Origin of the sequence: Robbsia andropogonis (genome assembly GCF_000970345.1) — a bacterium.
Classification (GTDB): Bacteria; Pseudomonadota; Gammaproteobacteria; order Burkholderiales; family Burkholderiaceae; genus Robbsia; species Robbsia andropogonis.
Genome location: NZ_LAQU01000003.1, coordinates 58,432 through 77,670 on the forward strand (window position 1 = coordinate 58,432; position 19,239 = coordinate 77,670).

At 56.6% G+C, this 19,239-nt stretch carries 12 protein-coding genes and 1 pseudogene; 4 read left to right on the forward strand and 9 right to left on the reverse strand.

Features of this window, described 5'->3' with window-relative positions:
* Window positions 1-81 precede the first annotated feature (81 nt).
* Window positions 82-1,254 carry a methionine adenosyltransferase gene (metK, locus tag WM40_RS03890; protein ID WP_024903419.1) on the reverse strand — a complete coding sequence of 391 codons (1,173 nt, stop codon included), beginning with the start codon at window positions 1,252-1,254 and terminating at the stop codon, window positions 82-84.
* Window positions 1,255-1,568: 314 nt separating this feature from the next.
* Here metK and WM40_RS03895 point away from each other — a divergent pair, with 314 nt between their 5' ends.
* On the forward strand, window positions 1,569-2,453 hold the full coding sequence (locus WM40_RS03895) for a lipid A biosynthesis lauroyl acyltransferase (protein WP_024903420.1): 885 nt from the start codon (window positions 1,569-1,571) through the stop codon (window positions 2,451-2,453).
* A 58-nt stretch (window positions 2,454-2,511) separates the two neighbouring features.
* Here the strand turns inward: WM40_RS03895 and WM40_RS03900 are convergent, their stop codons facing one another.
* The 8 genes from WM40_RS03900 to WM40_RS03935 form a co-directional block, all read right to left on the reverse strand.
* Window positions 2,512-3,762 (reverse strand): Pvc16 family protein, encoded by a 1,251-nt coding sequence (locus tag WM40_RS03900; protein WP_024903421.1) that lies wholly within the window; start codon window positions 3,760-3,762, stop codon window positions 2,512-2,514.
* Window positions 3,762-5,105, reverse strand: a complete 1,344-nt coding sequence (locus tag WM40_RS27655; protein ID WP_082102417.1) for a Pvc16 family protein — start codon at window positions 5,103-5,105, stop codon at window positions 3,762-3,764. The genes WM40_RS03900 and WM40_RS27655 overlap by 1 nt, the downstream gene beginning before the upstream one ends.
* A 99-nt stretch (window positions 5,106-5,204) precedes the next feature.
* A complete protein-coding gene (locus tag WM40_RS03910) occupies window positions 5,205-7,244 on the reverse strand; it encodes an ATP-binding protein (RefSeq protein ID WP_052738158.1) in 2,040 nt (679 codons plus the stop codon).
* Between the two features lie 395 nt (window positions 7,245-7,639).
* The gene (locus tag WM40_RS03915) at window positions 7,640-8,812 is read right to left on the reverse strand and encodes a phage tail sheath family protein (protein WP_046152228.1); all 1,173 of its coding nucleotides are present in this window, start codon (window positions 8,810-8,812) and stop codon (window positions 7,640-7,642) included.
* Between the two features lie 131 nt (window positions 8,813-8,943).
* Window positions 8,944-9,399 carry a phage tail protein gene (locus tag WM40_RS03920; RefSeq protein WP_024903425.1) on the reverse strand — a complete coding sequence of 152 codons (456 nt, stop codon included), beginning with the start codon at window positions 9,397-9,399 and terminating at the stop codon, window positions 8,944-8,946.
* Between the two features lie 135 nt (window positions 9,400-9,534).
* Entirely contained in the window at window positions 9,535-10,848 is a 1,314-nt protein-coding gene (locus WM40_RS03925) for a phage tail sheath family protein (RefSeq protein ID WP_082102418.1), read from the reverse strand.
* Window positions 10,849-10,945: 97 nt separating this feature from the next.
* A complete protein-coding gene (locus WM40_RS03930; RefSeq protein WP_024903427.1) occupies window positions 10,946-11,398 on the reverse strand; it encodes a phage tail protein in 453 nt (150 codons plus the stop codon).
* Between the two features lie 602 nt (window positions 11,399-12,000).
* On the reverse strand, window positions 12,001-15,654 hold the full coding sequence (locus WM40_RS03935; RefSeq protein ID WP_052738160.1) for a hypothetical protein: 3,654 nt from the start codon (window positions 15,652-15,654) through the stop codon (window positions 12,001-12,003).
* A gap of 268 nt (window positions 15,655-15,922) precedes the next feature.
* On the opposite strand from WM40_RS03935, the pseudogene dapF reads away from it, so the two are divergent.
* The 3 genes and pseudogenes from dapF to WM40_RS03960 form a co-directional block, all read left to right on the forward strand.
* A pseudogene (gene dapF, locus WM40_RS03950) lies at window positions 15,923-16,780 on the forward strand (diaminopimelate epimerase); the annotation flags it as partial.
* A 119-nt stretch (window positions 16,781-16,899) separates the two neighbouring features.
* Window positions 16,900-17,943, forward strand: a complete 1,044-nt coding sequence (locus WM40_RS03955) for a DUF484 family protein (RefSeq protein ID WP_036009717.1) — start codon at window positions 16,900-16,902, stop codon at window positions 17,941-17,943.
* Complete coding sequence (locus tag WM40_RS03960) at window positions 17,927-19,150, forward strand: tyrosine recombinase XerC (protein ID WP_082102420.1); 1,224 nt, start codon at window positions 17,927-17,929, stop codon at window positions 19,148-19,150. Before WM40_RS03955 ends, WM40_RS03960 begins: the two co-directional genes overlap by 17 nt.
* Window positions 19,151-19,239 lie beyond the last annotated feature (89 nt).

Consider the following 19,239-nt stretch of genomic DNA (forward strand, 5'->3'; position numbering starts at 1 on the left):
CAAATGCGCCATGCTAAATAGTCACATGGCGCACAAACATTCCCGCCGCCCCTGCGATGGGAACAAAACCGCATGACAAAATCAGCGCTTGGTACCTGCGGCCTCCGCCAGAGCGGCTGCCTTGTCTGTTGCTTCCCAGGTGAATTCCGGTTCTTCACGTCCAAAGTGACCATACGCGGCGGTCTTTTGATAAATCGGTCGCAGCAGGTCGAGCATCTTGACGATACCCTTTGGACGCAGATCGAAGTGCTCGCGCACCAGCTTCGTGATGATCTCGTCAGCGACCTTGCCTGTCCCAAACGTATTTACCATGACCGACGTCGGCTCAGCCACACCGATCGCGTACGATACCTGGATCAAAGCCTTCGACGCCAAGCCTGCGGCAACGATATTTTTTGCCACGTAACGGCCAGCATACGCTGCCGAGCGATCCACCTTCGACGGATCCTTTCCGGAAAACGCGCCGCCACCATGGGGCGCCGCACCACCGTATGTATCCACGATGATTTTACGGCCGGTCAAACCGCAATCGCCCTGCGGACCGCCAATGACAAAACGGCCGGTTGGATTAACCAGGAACTTTATATCGCCCTTGATCAATTCTTTCGGCATGACCGGCTTGATGATTTCTTCGATGACCGCTTCTCTCAGACGACCGAGCTCGATGTCTGGAGAGTGTTGCGTCGACAACACAACCGTATCGATGGAGTGGGGCTTGCCGTCGACATAACGCACGGTAACCTGCGACTTTGCATCCGGGCGGAGCCAGTTCAGCCGACCATCGCGACGCAGGTCCGCCTGGCGCTCGACCAAACGATGCGATAGATAAATCGGCAAAGGCATCAGTTCCGGGGTTTCATCACATGCATAGCCGAACATCAAGCCTTGGTCGCCCGCGCCTTGATCAAGGTTATTGTCGTGCGCCCGGTCCACGCCCTGGGCAATATCCGGGGATTGCTTGTCGTACGCAACCAACACCGCGCAGCCTTTGTAGTCAATACCGAAATCGGTATTGTCGTAACCAATCTTTCGGATCGTATCGCGGGCAATCTGGATGTAGTCAATATTAGCCGTGGTGGTAATTTCGCCGGCAAGGACCACCAAACCAGTGTTACACAGCGTTTCCGCAGCAACGCGTGCGTATTTATCCTGTGCAAGGATGCCATCCAGGATCGCATCGGATATCTGGTCGGCAACTTTGTCGGGATGACCTTCAGAGACGGATTCGGAAGTAAACAGATAATCGTTTGACACTTTGCAACGCTCCATAAAGCATTAATCGGTTACGAGAGGACATTTGGTGCATCACGTAGCCGACTTTTTTACTTTACGAGAGAGCTAAATCCTCGTGAGGCTGCAAAGCGGCGACGCTTTAGCGGTTTTTTCGCGATCCGTGGGATGCCGACAATATGACATTGCTCGACCCCATGGACCGCCTTCGCCCCGCAAGTTGTCCGTTAACTCGGCGAAGATGGTGTTAGGCATTATTATAGCGACTTTGCTTTTTCTGCGCTCGATCCGGCTGACTTAATTATCCCGCAGGCCGGACGGTCACCAATTTTGCCACTATGTTTACACGCCTTGGCACTTCATTCGCGATCGGATTGCTTCGCTTTCTCGCCGTATTGCCATATGGCCTCGTCGCCCGATTTGGCGCTGGACTGGGGACTTTGCTGTACCTGATCCCGAGCCGCCGGCGTCAAGTCGTTCACATCAACCTTAAATTGTGCTTCCCGGAGTGGGATGACGCTCACCGGGAACGTATCGCGCGGCAAACTTTTCAGCATGCCATCCGAAGCTATATCGAGCGGAGCGTGCAGTGGTTCGGCAGTGCACGCAAACTGGAGAAATTAATTCAGATTGACAGCGCCATCGATTTGGCCAATCCCGACATGCCACCGACGATTTTTTTAGGGATGCACTTCGTCGGAATCGAGGCTGGTTCGATTTTCCTCAATCACGCGCTTAATCGCCCATGCGGGGCGCTCTATCAGCCGCTCTCAAATCCAGAGGTCAATCGTATCGCCAAGGAAGCGCGCGGACGTTTCAACGCGGAAATGGTGTCACGCGCCGATAGCGCGCGTGCCGTCATGAGGATGCTCCGCGCTCGGAAGCCGGTCATGCTCGGGGCGGATATGGACTATGGCGAGCGGAATTCGGCGTTCGTACCCTTCTTTGGTGTCGAGGCGTGCACGCTCACCAGCGTGTCCCGGATGGCCAAGGCAGGCCATGCGCAGGTTTTGCCGTTTATTTGCGAGGTGTTGCCGAACTACCACGGTTACCGGCTCAAAATTTTCGCGCCGTGGCAGAATTATCCGACGGATAACGATGTAGCGGATGCCCGCCGGATGAATGCGTTCCTCGAGGAACACATTCCCGCCATGGCCGAACAATATTACTGGGTGCACAAACGCTTCAAGACGCGCCCGCCCGGCGAGCCCGGATTTTATTAATTTGCATTCGGCCATGTGATAATACGACGCGTTTGAGATTGCGCCATAGACGTATCTCTTAACCGTCAGTATCCGTCGGCGCATCTTCGCCCTCCTCCAACCAGGCCACCACAAGTGCCACGGTTACAGCAACCTGGGATTTCGTACGGCAGGTCGCCAGCAACAGGTAGGCCAGCATCGACTCCTTATCGGGTTGCCCCTTCCTCAACCGCGCTGAACGCTCCGCCTGCGTGAGCAGGAGCCTACGAGGACGCTCGTTTTTAAAAACGGAAATGAGCTTGGTGGCAAAAAGCAACATAGCGTAATCCGCATCGTCGTTGGAATCCGTTTCCGCAACCAGCGCGTCATCCGCCATGTTGTGCGTGGGGGACGGCGTGTTGCTCTCAGCCATGTCAAGATGCAATTGACGTATTGATTGCAATAGCCTTTCAGCCAGCGGTTGGGGGTCGGCAATCTGTTCGCATCCGTCGTTCAGCGCAATTGGATCAATCGTCCTGGCTAGGGCAATAAAGGAAGTCATTAGCACAGTCAGCGAGGCAAGCATGCCGGCAAACGGCCCCTCGTCGTTACGTAAGGCATCACGGATTCGCAAAAAATCGCGCTTGTCGAAGCGCCTAGGAGCGCCCATCTTCCATCCGGCCTCGATGCCCAAACGCGCACCCACCGTCTCAAGCGCTCGCTCCCAGGCAGCAAGGAACGGTCGGTCGATGCTAACGGTGCCATCGATCTCGACAACGGGCCAGACCGGTTCTGCCGCGGCACCGACAGGAATCTCCACCGGTACGGTGACAGCGTAGCTCATGCACAGGCGAGGATTATTGCCTTTTAGCGCTTGCCAGAATTGCCCGAGTGCATCGAGATTTTCGGACTGGGGCAGTACGCGGCAGAATGCACCCGGTATTGTCTTGAGCGTTCTGTGCCGTAGCAATGCATCGAGCACGATTTGCGGAATCCGAAGTGCGGGCGAGTCGCGATCCGTCGCCACAGGGTCCAGCTCCACGCCCCCTTCATCGTTTTTTGTCCGCCAGCAGGTAATCAGATAAGAAAATCGCAGGAATATTCGGGAAGGCTTCCAGTGGGTTGTACTTCCCTCGGATTCTCGGGCCTCACCGAGACGAACATCCAAGTCCTCATGCACGTCATACAGAAATACGCTGACTTTCTGCTTTGTCACCGTAGTAGGGACGCGAAAGGTCACACAACTGTCGGAATGACACACAATTTTCTTTTCGGCTAACGCCGAATTGATAATTTCTTCCACCGCTTTCGTGACTGTCGTCAACGCCCGGCCCATCACATTGTTCGCCATCAATGGCCTCCTTCCTGGTTCAGACGCGATGCCTCACCCAACGGCACGCCCAAGCTTTGCGCCAGTGCCACGCATCCGAACAAACCAGCCAGAGCCATAACGTCAAGAGCGGATAAATACACATTGTCGGACGTGGAAACGATGTCGTTTCGCACGGTAGACCCGGCGGCTAAAGTGGGCTCGCCAATCGCCCCGTCGACGTCTGCTGGCATACGGTCAGCACGCCCCTGACACCACGCTGTCCAGGCGTGCGTCGCCAGATTCGACAATATCGGTGTAATTACCTCGGGGATATCCGCCGCCCGCAAGCCAACGCGGGTAAGCGCCCGTTTTACCGCAACATCCCAAGGCAACACGCCTTCGACATCCGAATTGCGCCATCGCACGGTGTTGGCACGGTTTTCCAAATGTCGGATAAACGCGTCGTAATCAATCGCGTCTTTCAGGGAAATAGAACGGAGACCAAGCAAGCTGTGCGCCTCAGAAGGATCACGCCATTGCTTTGCCTCCTGGGACAAAACGTCCAGCAATTGCCGTTCTGCGTCTTTGAGGGTAGTTGCAGTTTTAAACGGCAGATTACGTTTGTCACTCTGTATGTCATGAGACCCGGAATTTTTAGAAAACTCCAGTACATTCAGAATCAAGCGCGCCGTGTATTCCGCTTCAGCAGTCACTTGCGGCGTCAGGCCATTCTCCGTCATGCCCTTCAGAACGATTTGACCAACCTCGCCCGGCGTCGCCGGCTGCTGCGCGGGTGCATACGGCACGGTAATCGTCAGGCCGAACGTCAAGCGCGGATGTGAATCCTCTAACGCCTGCCAAAATTGGCCAAGGCTGAACAGTTTTTCAGAAGGTGGCAGAATGCGACAGTAGGCGTCGGGAATCAGCGGATCACCGCGCAAGCCGATCAGCGCGGTCAAAAGCGCATCGCTAATGCGCATCGCGTACGCTTCATCGGACTGGATCTGAGCATTCTCGATGCTCACGGGAAACCAACACGTGATCAAATAGCACAATCTGATTGGCCGCTTTCCCGCCGAGAGAGGATATCGCGTACGGCCAATCGGCATCGCACTATGGCGCAACGCGCTATCTTCATGAACATCGTACAAAAACAAACTAATCAGCGTGTTTTTGCCTTGTGCCTTGCTACTTGGGATTTCGAATGTATATTTAATCTCAGTATTCGTGGCGCCCGCTAGCCTATCACCGCGCCCCTCATACAAATCGCTTTTCAGTTGATCTTTCATTCGGCGTATCACGCGATCGGCGAGGCGATAACTCACTGACGACAACAAATTCTCCGATGCCCCCCCCAATGGGTCTACTTTTTCCTTTATCATTGCTCAAGCTCTCCTGTCGTTCCATCTTGTTTGCATCGTGCGCGTCTGGAAAAACTGCTTCGGATACGCAGCGCTCCCAATCCAGGCAGCATGCCGGTGCTATCTGAACCAGAGCCGTCCGAGTTTCTCGAACTCCCGAGCAATCGCCGTGAACACTACATCGCGCCCAACCGAAGGCGCGCCAGACTCCATCGACATCCATGTCGACAGTAATGCAACGTTCTTGATATTCCCGCCGACTAGATCGGTTATGTCCGCTAGCTCATCAAACGAAACCTCGTCGGACACCGTCACGCCTGCCGGCCAGGCTGACGCCCATAATCGACGGCGCGTTTCTCTATCAGGATGCTTAAACTCGATCATGAACGCTATTCGCCGAGAAAACGCCTCGTCCAAATGGTCGGGGTGATTCGTCGACATCACGATCAGACCAGGAAAGCTTTCCATTCTCTGCAATAAGTAGGAAACCTCAATATTTGCATGTCGATCATGCGCATCTTTTGTTTCCGAACGTTTGCCAAATAACGCATCAGCTTCATCGAAGAAAAGCACGCCTGCATCAGCGCTCGCCAAATCAAAAATGCGCGATAGATTCTTCTCCGTCTCACCAATAAATTTATTCACCACCGTCGACAAATCGATTTTTATCAAGTCCACACCCAAATGATGCGCCAGGGCTTCCGCAGTCAATGTTTTACCCGTGCCGGAGCCGCCGTGGAACATTGCCGCAATCCCGGTTGCTCGACCAACCTTGCGCGCGAACCCTTTTGCCAACGCTGCTTCGCGCTGACGAACCGCGCATAGCAACTCCTCCACTCTCTGGCGCACGTCCACCGACAGCATGACCTCCGACAGTCCAAGACGCGGAACAATACGCTGCGCCAGCTTTCCAAAATGGCGCTGTGAACGCAAGGAAAACGCGCGCCGCAACGCGTCTGTCGTCAACGGCGTTTTCGCGCCTTCTCTTGTGTGATATAGCAATGCCTCTTGAACCGCTGGCCCGGCGGTCTGCGGCGAAGGCCTGAAACGCGCGGCCAATGACATACATGTTTCCTCGGACACCGGACAATCGCCAGCCGCCGCCGCAATCGTCCGCTCAAGCATGCGCGCGATGTCAACCACTTCTACTTGCGGCAGTGCCTCGATTTGATGTGGACGTTGTCCCAACCACACAAGGCTATCGCTAGCAGAAAGCGAAAGCGCTAGCGGTCCTGCGTATTGCTCCAAGCCTTGCGCCGCGTATTGCCAGTTGCCTGGCTTTCTGTTCTCGAGTACATCGGCATTTCGTACCCACAGCCATGCGCCGTACATTGTCGCCTCACGGCAGCATTGTTTTATCAGACGCACCAGATCGAGATCGCCCTCAGGCAATAACTCACAATCCAACGCCAGCGCACGCTGACCAGCCCTTTCGGCAGCTTTGATCCATGCCGCGCATGCGTCCTGGTGCAGGTCGCCGCGGTATACGAGTATCGGGCTTGCCTGATTGGCGTCTCTGGAAACATCCATGGCCTCGGACATACGCGCGACCATGGGGCCGTGGTGAAAATCATCGTATCTATAACGCGCAGCATCGAGCCAGCTCGCCGCCGGGTCCTGCCATGTGGATTTGCCACCTATAAGGAACGCAAAAACAGCCGGATCGCAACGCAACTCCACCGCCCAGGCAGCACTCTTCGGTGCGCTGCCCACGATGAGTTGATGCAAAAAAATGGGTGCGTCCACGCCCAGTGAAGTACGTGCGGTAATACGGGCTTCACCTTCAATACCTAACAGCGTAAGGGCCAAATCCAAGGTGGGCCATTCCAGATTTGGTTTGTCCTGCTGCGCGAAACTGAACAACGCGGCGTAACGTCTGTCGATCATCGGCATCGCGCTAAGCAACAGCAAGTTAACCTGTAACGCATCAAGCCTGAAGCGACTTACCAACTGTCCTAGCGGGGTGTCTGGGTCGATCGAACTCAGTGCGTCTTGCGACAGTACCGAACTAAAGCGATCGTGCTTCGGCGCATCCAGACCATCGCCGAGTTGTCGCGCCCAAAATGGGCAACCGTTGAGCTTGACTAACTGTTGATCGACGATATGTGGCGGCATGACCATCGTCCGCAGGCCCAACTTGTCGTCCGGCGCGGCATCCACGCGGTGTACCGCGCGCTGCAGCAGCAGATCCAGCGGTTCGATATATCGCAGTAGCGCCGCGACGTTCTCTTGATCTCGTTTTCGCCCGCCTAAAATCGGGTTGGAGGCATCAGAAAATCGTTCCGTTTTTTTTCGGACCGTTCATCGATAGGTGGGACCGAGCACGACTCGCCATGCCCGGCTTGCGTGCGTATATTCGCCATAGTAGGCACCACAGTTTTGTGATGCCTACTACCGTGGTCTTCGGCCATTGCCTTCACTCCTCTCGTATTTCGCTTACCATGGCCGAGTGCCGTGGGAATCACGCAAACCGCGTGCCGCTGCGTCCGCAGCACGCCACATACACCGACGTGTCGTTCGATAGCGCACGTTTTCCAACGCTTTCGAGCTGAATGTCAGGACTTTTGCAGCTTTTCACTGAACCGCAGAATGATGAACTCAGCCGGACGGGCCGGTGCTACAGCGACTTCGGCAATCATTTTCCCTTGCTTGATATCGTCGTCACTCATCGTAATGCCTCGTCCGATCGAAATACGGTATGCGTCTTCCGGCTTGACGCCCATCAAACCGCCCTGCCGCCAAATCTCGTGCAGATAATTGTCAATCGAAGAACGGACCTTTTCCCACGTGGCGGATGTATTCGGCTCGAACACGGCCAGCTTCATCGCGCGTTTGATATCACGCTGCAACGCGTTGAATAGACGGCGTACTGGCACGTACTTCAGTTCGGAGGTGCTGTCAGCTACCCTGGCGCCCCATACGGTTGGTGCACCGTTACCAAAGCGACGGATGACGTTCACTGGGGTCGTATGGGTGTTCAGCTGAGCTTGATCCAGGTCGGACACGTCCCGCGCCAGACTGAGGCCTTCCACCGCGATGTTTGCCGGGGCCTTCCACACGCCGCGCTCGCCATCGACCTTTGCATAGATGCCCGCCATGACCGCGCTAGGTGGGACGAGCGCGCTCGAATCGGGACCGTATTTGAACCAGGGGTAATAGAATGCGGCGCTTTCGTTCTTTACTGGCGTCAGCCCCAACATGGTCAACTCCGAATTTATCTTTTCTCTCGTTATCGGAGCCATATCAATGGCGCCATTACCGGCATCCAGGATAACAAAGAGACCGACGGATTCTTTAAGTACGGATGTGAGTTGCCCCCCTTTCAACTCATCTCCTACGCCGGACTGCACCAAAAGCGTAACATCTGGCAAACAGGGAACAACCGCCTCAAGTTTAGAAGCCTCGCACACGTAAGCACGCCCGCCACCGTTTGCGAAATATGCTTGCAAGCTCCTATACAGCAAAGACGCAAAGACAGTCCTCGCGGCAGCGGAGCCCGTCATCGCGGTGGGGAACGCACCATCCGCCAAAGTGTTCGCCCTGTGCACCACAGCCAGCCAGGATTCAACCTCGAAATACGAATCCCCACCGTCTGCGTCTTTTTTAAAATATTTAAAATCCTCACTTTTCGCCGCAAACACCGGAATTGCAGTCTCACCACTGGTAACGCTCAGTGATACGCTTTTCATTTCCTCGACGTATACGCCGGGCACCTTGTAATTGGTCATGTCTTATCTCGTCATCTCTTTAAGGTATGTCATCTTCATCGACCCAGTGCCCGAATGTCACACGGACATGCATGCAATAGCATGCATGGCATGCGCGAAACCGATCGTCGTCGCACTGGCTGCCAAAAGCCTCAGTTTGCAACCTGCACAGTCAGTCGATCGGCCATTAACGACAGCTCCGCAACGGCGATTTCGTTACTCGTCGCATCAAAGCTAGGCGCACTCAGTTTGGTTGGAAACGCATTTGCCACGTTCCACGTCACCAACACGTCCGTTCCAGTTTCATTGGTCAGGCTGACCGAAATATCCCGCTTGTCAACGCGATTCAGAGAGATGCTGTTGATCCATTCGTATAACTTCTTATCGCCCTTGAAGAGACCGCGCCGCAATGTCATGTTGATGGTTTGACGCTGCCCGGGCATACGAAACCAGCCGCCGGTACCGTCCCTGTACTCAATCGTATCGAAGGCCAGCTCCAAACCGGACACTGCGGCAAACGCCATATCCCCCAGGTCGCCTACCGTTACCTTGAATCGATAAAGTGGAATGGGGTATTGATTTTCGATATCGTCCTGCGTAGCACTCATACATCACTCCAGCTATAAAATTTCGAAAATATCCCGCTTCGATATTTCATGTCATTTTTGCTATTTATACATTCAGTATATTTAGCATGACTTATCATAAAAAAAATATTGAGAGAAAGAAAATCTTTCAATCCGTCAAATGCTTTGCATCTTCTCGCTGAAGCGCAGAACGACAAACTCTGCTGGACGCGTTGGAGCAACGGCAACTTCCGCGATCATCTGGCCCTGTTGAATCTGCGTGGCGGTCATCGTGACGCCTTCTCCAATCGAGATACGATAAGCGTCGCCTGGCTTTTCGCCCATCAATCCGCCCTGGCGCCAAATCTCATGCAAATAGTTGTCGATGGCCGAGCGCACTTTCTCCCAAGTGGCAGACGTATTGGGCTCGAACACGGCTTGTTTCATTGTCTTCTTGATGTCGCGCTCCATGGCATTGAACAGTCGCCGCACAGGGATATAGCGGAACGGAGACGCCTTTTTCCCAGTCCGTGCGCCCCAAACCAGCGGCGTGCCTGCGCCGAAGCTTCGGATAACATTGATCGGCGTCGTGTGGTCATTCAGTTTCGCTTGTTGATTGTCCGTGACGACGTATTTAGGCACGACGCCCTGAACCGCTACATTCGCCGGCGCCTTCCACACGCCTCGCTCGGCATCCACTTTCGCGTAAATGCCCGCCATCACGGCGCTGGGAGCCGTGTCGTGCTGCGAGGCCGATTTAAACCATGGATAATAGAATGCAACGTTATCGTTTTCGCCTATGTCGGTTGGTAGAACACTAGTGACGTCGCTGGAAGGCGGGACATTTCTCGCATCAAGCACACCAAAAATTCCGCTTTTCTCGGTGCAGACTCGCGCGACAACCTGTTTATTCAGGTTCGCTCCTGCCTCGACTAACAACGTTACGTCGGATAAGAGACCTACAGCTGTTCCCACGCTGTCTGCCTTGCAGACATAGGCCCTACCGCCGCCATTGACGAAGAACGCTTCCAAAGACTGCCCGAGCGTGGTCTTTTTCAAATCTGCAATGCCATCCTCGGTCGCGGCTGCCTTATTAGCCAAGTCCTTGGCCGGTTTAACCTTTTCCGCCCAGTTTGCCTGCCCCAACTGGCGCGTCGCTACAGACGCAATGTACTTCTCGCCCGCCTCTGTTACCGCGTCAATTTCACGCCCCGATGCCGGGTTCCCCGCTTCCACCTTCGCCATTGCAACGCGCACCGCCGACGCATTACCGCCCGCGCGCGCGGTAACATCAAGCCAACTGTTCACCTCAAAGTAATCGATCCCCGCCCCCGCTTCTAAAAGCGTAAAGTCTTCAGTAGATGCCGCAATGACCGGGATCGCCGTTTCACCACTTGCGATTGAAAGCGACAGGTTCTTTACTTCTTCGACAAACACGCCAGGCGTCGAGTACTTATCCATATATTCCCTCAATAAAAATATTTTTTTCATCACGCGAACGCGCAACGTGGCGCACGCTTTTTCAGCGATATTACAAAGGCACACCGCATTTGCGCGGCGGCAGAGGCGAAATTACTGAGGCAATGCGTCAGGGCATTGACATCGTTACCCGATCCGCCATCAAAGACATCTCAGCCACCGCAATTTCGTTACTTGTCGCATCGAAACTCGGCGCGCTGAGCTTGGTCGGAAACGCATTGGCTACGTTCCATGCCACCAATATCTCGGTTCCCACCTCGTTGGTAAGGCTGACCGAGATGTCGCGCTTTTCCACGCGATTCAGCGTGATGCTGTTAATCCAGTCGTAGAGCTTCTTATCGCCTTTGAACAACCCTCGCCGCAATGTCAAATTAATAGTTTGCCGTTGACCCGGCATCCGAAACCACCCCCCCGCACCGTCGCGATATTCGATCGTGTCGAACGCCAATTCCAGGCCGGAAACGCCTGCAAAGGCCATGTCACCAAGATCGCCGACGGTTACCTTGAAGCGATACAGCGGGATAGGGTATTGGTTTTCAATGTCCATCTGCGTTGCACTCATCCGTTCTCTCCTAACAGTTTTTTCCTATTTCCCTGCCATGCAGGTATTTCTGAATCTCTTTCGCATTCAATTTGCATAACAAAATTTTCAACGTCACTCACCAATATCGGCTTTACTGCAAAAACCGCCGCGTGATCGCCATTCAATGAAGGAGCCGTAGTGCACGGAATAACAATATAGAAATCAAAGCCGGCGCGTCAGTTAACCGAAGGTTATAAGGAATGCTTTTTATTTTGGCTGCCTCTGGAGGCACCGGCTTCGGTTGAACAACAGTCATGCCGCAGCCCGCATGCCATCTCGACCGTTCACGTAAGGAATACACGCCACCAACAAAAGCCTGCCGGAAAAGCGAGCCCCAAGCTATCGACCATTCGACCAACCTCGCCGACATGCGCCGCTGCCATTGTGTTTATTTCGGCGCATCTGATGATCTTATTTGCCTACGTCACATTACGTCGATGCAAAGACATTTAATGTATGAGGTCTGTCATGTACCGCTACGGTCGGCGTCAATTTTCGTTTGAACGACCTTTTCTGAATGATGGATTGCGATATGTCTCTGAGTCCGCTCTGCATCGACGATGCATTCCGTTTAAAGAGATTCAGCCGTCCACGATTGCGGAAGCGCCACGCTTGCCACGTGGTTGATGAGAAGCAACGCGCCACAATGCGCCATTCCGCTCGAGCGGAATTGGCGGCAAAGGGGGTCGACCAAAAGGACTCTCGTCTGGATCGACTATGAAAATGCGTCCAGGCGTAATCTCTCTCACGGCATAGTACAGACCGTCGGGCATCCACACGCGAGTGAGGTTGCCGAAAAACGGAATCGCTGAATGATCATTCCCATCAGGGGCGACGGCAGGCTTGTACGCACGCAATTGGGGATCGATGGCATCAGTGGCATCAGTGGCATCAGTGGCATCAGTGGCATCAGTGGCATCAGTGGCATCAGTCGCATCAACGGCATCAGTCGCATCAGTGGCCTCAGTGGCATTCGTGGTAGCGATACCTGCCCGCTTAGGCAACGCCAGCAGCGCCAGCGCCGCGTGCCCGATTATCTTCAACCTCCTGCGATCAATGCCTTGAACCGCTGTCCCATTTCGGGAACCGATGTCGATCTCCGCCGCCAGCGTACGAAATTGCGTCCGTCGCCAGCCATCCAGCGCGGGAATATCGCCGGCGGCGCGCAAATCGCCGCTCAATGCCGCGGCTGACGCCCCCTGGGGTATCTGTCCCGTCACCGCCCACTGCGCGAGTAGCTCCCACGACGCGTGCGCGGCAGGTAATACACGATCGCTGTCAACCGCACGTTTTGGTCTCGGCATGTCAAGTGGACGCAGCGGCAATACCGCTTTAGCATAAAAATTTGGCGGCCGAAAATGCGGGTCAAATCCCGCTTCCACTAGATTGGGCAGCAATTCATTGCGCACCACTGCGGCCGAAGTCGCTTCACTGATATCAAGCAGCTTGTTTGTCGCCCATGCATCGATCACCAAAACATCGTCCTTATGCGCCAGCAACCAATCGTAGAAGAATGCCTCATTCAATTCAGTCCTTAGCCGTTGGATGCGAACGTCCCGCGTCGCAAGATCGCCAAATACACTTAGCGAGGCAGGATCGTCGGCATAGACCAGCATGACGTGTGTATTTCGTGCCGGGCTTCGATCGTACAAGGCCACTTGCATCAAGTTTTCACGAAGCTTCGGCCTGACCCTCGTCAACGAACTCAACACCACATCCGCAATTTCGTTGCAATATCCAGTAAGGCAAGGCCACATGCCAGCCGCTGCTTTTTTATAAGCCACGCGTACCATCTCCGCAACTTCGAACTGTTTTTCCTGAATCGTCATGCTGTACCAACGCTCGGCCGATGGATAAAGGCCGATGAGCCGACGCCTTAACCCCAGTACCAAAGGCGTTAATTCCGCTTTGACATCCGCGTCCATCCGGTTTGCCGCAATCATCGATGTCGCTTTCAAGCCATCGAAGGTGTCGCGTAATGCCCGCCGTAATTTGCGCCGTATCTGGACTGCCATGCGTGGATTTCGCGATGAGAAAAATGGGAAGCGCTTTATATGCTTGGCATAGTGTCCAAATAAAGCAAACTCCCTTTCGAGCCCCGTTTCTCTGGAAACGTAAAGGGGAAAGGGCGATCGACTCAACGAGTCATGCCCACTGCGGTCGCGTGGCGAGCTTTGTGCGCCAAGCGATTGCTCAAAGGAAGACGGTGCGCTTGCATCCCCCCTATCCGGTTCGACTTCGTCAGTGCCTTCCGAGCGCTCCTCTACTTGCAAATAGCGCGTGGTCAGGAAATCTTCGTAACCAACCTCTCGTCGTTCCACATAAGCCGTCCATCGATGCCGGTGCACATCGAAATCGACCAAGGCGCGGCGTGGCGGCGCTCCTGCCGACGAACGGTCCGGTGCGATTACATAGAACTCGCTAATGTCGAGATCGAAGCGCAACTGGTAATAGCCGAGTTCTCCTTCTATCCAGCAAGTCCCATCGGCTAATCGTATTATTTGCATTGCGTCAGCACCAGGCAGGGCGTCGGGCACGTTGCGCGCGAAATCGGCAATCCCATATTCACCATCGATACGCCTGAGCGATGTCTCTATCCGCTTGCCATTCATTTCAATGAATTTTCGCCCCTGATACCGGATATACCCGTCGTCGCCAACGGGCGCATCGTGCGCGGCCTGAACGTCCTGCATTGCCGGTTGTTCCAGCGCCCATCGACCGGCAACCTCGCGCAATGGCAAAGGGGGAAATCGGTCTGCGGCACGCCCCGACGACTCCGCGTGCCAATGATTATCGACAACCCGCCACTCCCCTGGAAGCAGCTCCCTCACCGCGATCGCATACCCCGACAGTAAAAGATAGGTTTTGCCATTTTCAGTAAAAAACTCACCTTCGGCCCGCCCACGCGGATCTACGCCATGTGCAACGTAGTCAATCAGAGAGAACATTTCCCATTGCGGATTGGGCCCCACGCCCCTACGCATGGGGACCGATTGCACGCTGGTCCATTGCACGACCGCAGGGCGAACACTTTCGGAGATACGGCGCATGACCTGCATCTCCCTCGTGACGACGTCCGTCACATCGTCGAAGGATGATGACGGATCGTTTCGTCCGAAAGGCGCGCCTCCCCGTACGCGTTCCCCTCCATAGGACGAAGCGACGCTTGGCTCGTTCGGTTCCTCCTCATGCTCCTCATGCTCCTCATGCACTGACTCGTCGACTTGCTCGTCGTCGAAGGGCGGTTCTTCGGCATCCGGATCATTGATCACATGCGGCTCCTCGGCACCAGCGACCGGCGCGGTCAGCAACGTCTCTCCTGGTTCGCGATAGAACAGATCCAATGATGTGATTCCCGCTTCCACGTCCGGCACGTTTGCGTTATCCCAGGTAGCCAGACCGTTGCCCTGCGTTTTCACGGGATGGACTTCCCGCGCTTTACCCGCAAGCTGTGCCGTGTATCCTTCAGCTCCAGTGGTCGTGCCTTTGCTTTTTTCATTTCCACCGGCATACAGCGGAGATGCCATTCGCTCGATGGAGGTCAGGCTGCGGCTCAAGGTATTGATGTCAATGACATCGCCGGGCAACATCGGCTTGCCTTCCAGGAGGTTGGCTGCAATGCCAAACATCTTGCAGACGCTTTGCATGCGGAAAGCATTCGTTGCCAATCCGGCGAGTTGATCCGTCATACTGCCAATCTTGCGCAGCATTTCACGGTTCGCCGGCGTGAACCGCGGATGCTCGGATACCGCGAACAGATCGTCAGCAATCTGCGCGGCGTGCGTAAAGGGCGCACTGCAAGAGCTCAGACCGCGCAACACTTCCGTCAGGCTGTACTCCGTTTGGAAGCGCCATTCTCGTGGGACGGCCTGGGAGACCACGTCCAAATACGATACGGTAGTGGTGGACGAAGGCGCTACGTCTCGATTAGCTGGAACGCGCCGCCGCACGCGCGCCAGATACGCCGCAACGGGAGCATGTGGCTGCGCTGGCGGCGCACGCCGCTCATCGGACTTACGGCATTGCTTGGACTGCACCGCGCCAATATCCCATTTCTCGCGATCAGCGGCGCGCAAGGCGTCATGCCACTGTCGATCCACCGCGCCAACACGCTGTTCGGGACTGACATCCATATCCTCCTGAGGCGGTGGTCCGCCAAATAGATGGCGCACCGTGTCAGGCCGATACGTTCGCGTCAGCGCCCCGGTGCCCGGAGAGCGTATGTTCTGATGCATGGTTGTCAGTTTCCCGCGTTGACCAACCTTGAATGTAAGGCACCACCACGAGACCCTTCATTGTGCTTGTAACGATTTAACCGAGAGGACGAGGTTTGCCGACAACGCGCCACGCCCGCAGCGTGGTTTGGCGTACAATCTCCTGAATCGGCTGTAATTTCGGCCATGCTTGCGTGGTATCGCACGTCGATGACGTTCCTGTCGCACCAGGCACGCCACCGATGCAGCCCATCCCACTCGTCTTTCGCTCCTTTTTCGTCTCATCATCGTGAAACTGCCTTTCAGCAAGATGCACGGCGCCGGAAACGATTTTGTCGTTTTCGATGCGACTCACGACGCGCTATCTCTCACCGAGGCACAAATTCGCGCCATCGCGGATCGGCATTTCGGCGTGGGCGCGGACCAGATTCTGTTCGTCGAACAACCAACCATCGATGGCGTGGATTTTCGCTATCGCATTTTCAATAGCGACGGCGGCGAAGTAGAGCATTGTGGCAACGGTGCCCGATGCTTCTATCGCTTCGTGAAAGACCATGGCCTGACGGACAAGGACCAGGTTCGCGTTCAGGTGCGGCGCGGCGTGATCGTATTGACGATGCAAGAGAATGGCGACGTGGTGGTGGACATGGGCGTGCCCGAACGCCACCCCGCCGAGGTCCCGTTCGAAATTCGGGACCTGCTGGCGCGCCCGACCGTGCACGATGTGTTGTGGCCCGTGGAGATCAATGGACGTGAGGCGGAACTGTCCGTCGTATCGATGGGCAATCCACATGCAGTGCAATTGGTGGAAGATGTCGAGGCTTGGCCCGTCGAAAAAGATGGGCCAGTCATTGAATCCCATCCACGCTTCCCTGAGCGCGTCAATGCGGGATTCATGGAGATCATAGATCGGGGCTCGATCCGGCTGCGGGTCTACGAGCGCGGTGCGGGCGAAACGCTGGCCTGTGGTACTGGGGCCTGTGCCGCCGTTGTCGCGGGCATTTCGCGAGGGCTGCTGGACAGTCCGGTTACCGTGCTTACGCACGGCGGCAGGTTGACCATCCGCTGGGAAGGTCCGAACGTCCAGAATGCCCACGTCTTCATGGCCGGACCCGCCGTCACCGTATTCCAGGGCGAGCTTGAACTTGATGTCTTCACACCCGCTCCGGACGCGCACGATGCCGTTGCGACGGCCAACGCCGATACAGATGATGCCGCGGCGTCCTCCGTGCGCGCCGACTAGTCCATGTTGAACCTGGTATGCCGATGAACGAATCAGACGTCGCCGATTTCCTGCTTGCCAATCCGCAGTTCCTTGAACGACACCCGGACGTGCTCGCTCGGCAGCAACTCGGGAATCCGCACGGCGGGCGTGTTGTTTCGCTCCCGCAACGGCAGATCGAAATTGTCCGTGAGAAGAACCGGCAGTTGGAACGACGGTTGAACGAACTGGTCCGCTATGGGCACGAAAACGACGGCTATGCGGCGCGGCTGGATCGCCTGGCCTGCCAATTACTGCTGACCGACGACGCAAACACGTTGCCGGATATCGTCCGCGACGGATTGCGTACCGGCTTCGACGTGCCGTCGGTGGCTGTGCGTATCTGGCCGGTTTTTTCGTCGCAGGCCGTCTCAAGCAGTGCCGACGCACCGGATGGCAGAACGTCCGGCACCGCTGCCCCCCGCCAGCCCATTGGCGGCACCGGCGATGCACCTGCCGCGGATGGTACCGTCACCGGTTACAGCAGTTTTCATCTGCCCGCCGGGTGGTCGGCACCGGTGGACAACACGATCCGGGCATTCGCAACCGGACTAGGCAAGCCATATTGCGGCAAGAACACCGGGTTCGCGGCGGCGGCCTGGCTCGATGCGGTGGCGCCCGCCGCACCGGCGTCGGCGCCATCGGTGCCGGCGACGAGTCCTTATCTGCAACCCGTTGTGGCGACCAGTGGCGCAATGACGGCGGATGACGCCTCGCGCCAGGCGATGGATCGGCCCCCCCCATCAGGGTCGCTTTTGCGCAGCATCGCGCCGAATGAGGCCGCGACGCAAAATGGGAGCGCCGACGCGCCGCTATCGACCCCGCCCGGCGAAGTGGCGATGGCGCCGGGTGGCATTGCGTCGATCGCGATGATTCCGCTGCGGGTGCCGAATGCCGACGGCTATGTCGACCCCGATACCGAGGCATTCGGACTGATCGTGCTTGGCTCGCCCGACCCGCAGCGCTTTCACTCGGCGATGGCGACCGATCTACTGTCCCGCATCGGCGCGCTCGCAAGCGCCGCGCTGAGCCGTGTCGACGTCCGCTGACCACGTCGACGCGACGGCGAAGGCCGAGACCGGCGCACCGCCGTGCGTCGACATTGAACCGGTAGCGCCTTTTGCCGCCGCCGCGCCGTCGGACCGGGCGGCGTTGCAAAGCTATGTGACCATGCTGGCACGCGAGCGCCAATATTCGCCACACACGCTACGGGGTTACCAGCACGCGTTGAACGCACTCGCGACGTTATCGGCCGGCAGGCTGCTCAGCACCTTGATACCAACCGATATCCGCGGCGCCGTGTCTCGTGCGCATGCCGGTGGCCTGCACCCGAGGTCAATCGCACATCTGCTGTCCGTATGGCGCGGCTTCTATAAATGGCGCGCGCTGGACGGCGACCTCCACCTCAATCCAGTCGAAGGCATCCGCGCACCCAAGCAAGCCCACACGTTGCCAAAAGCGTTGTCCGCCGATGACGCCGCGCGCCTGATGCAGGCGGTGCCGCCCCCCGGCGCGACGCGCGCCAAGCAATCCGCCACGCCGGCGGACATTGACGGCGCAACCACCATCACGACGCACGCCGGATCCAGGCCGCGGGGCGCCGAGGCCGACGCGACCCCGCGGGGCGCCAGGGCACGGCGCCCCGCCCCCGCTTCCGCCGCCACGCCCCTGGGCGACGGAAGCCCCGTGCCATCGACAGAAGACCCGCAAACGCAGGCGCGCGACCGCGCCATACTCGAACTGCTCTACTCGTCTGGCCTGCGCCTGGCGGAGTTGATCAGTCTCGATCATCAATACGCGGAAGCGCCGGGCTATCGGTCGATCAGTTGGCTCAATCTTCCCGAATCCGAAGTCATCGTGACGGGCAAGGGCGGCAAACGGCGAGCCGTGCCGGTTGGCAGCAAGGCGCTGGCAGCATTGCAAGACTGGCTGGCGGTCCGCACGCAGTGGGTCAAGGACGACGCGAACGCCCTCTTCCTGTCGGCCCGCGGCGCGCGGGTATCGCCCACGCTAGTGCGGCGCGTCGTCAAAGCCGTCGCATTGCGCGCGGGCATTCCGACGAATGTGCATCCGCACGTGTTGCGACATTCATTTGCCACGCATGTGCTGCAATCCAGCGGCGACCTTCGCGCGGTGCAGGAAATGCTCGGGCACGCGAGCATTGCCGCAACGCAGGTGTATACATCACTTGATTTTCAGTATTTAGCCAAAATATATGATGCCGCGCACCCGCGTGCACGGAAAAAACCAGACTGAAAGTCTGGTCTGCGGGGCTCGCTGACACTTGGGCGCATTTTGTGCTTCAATGGGCGATTCGCCGCATGCGGGGTGCCCCGCATCGCGAT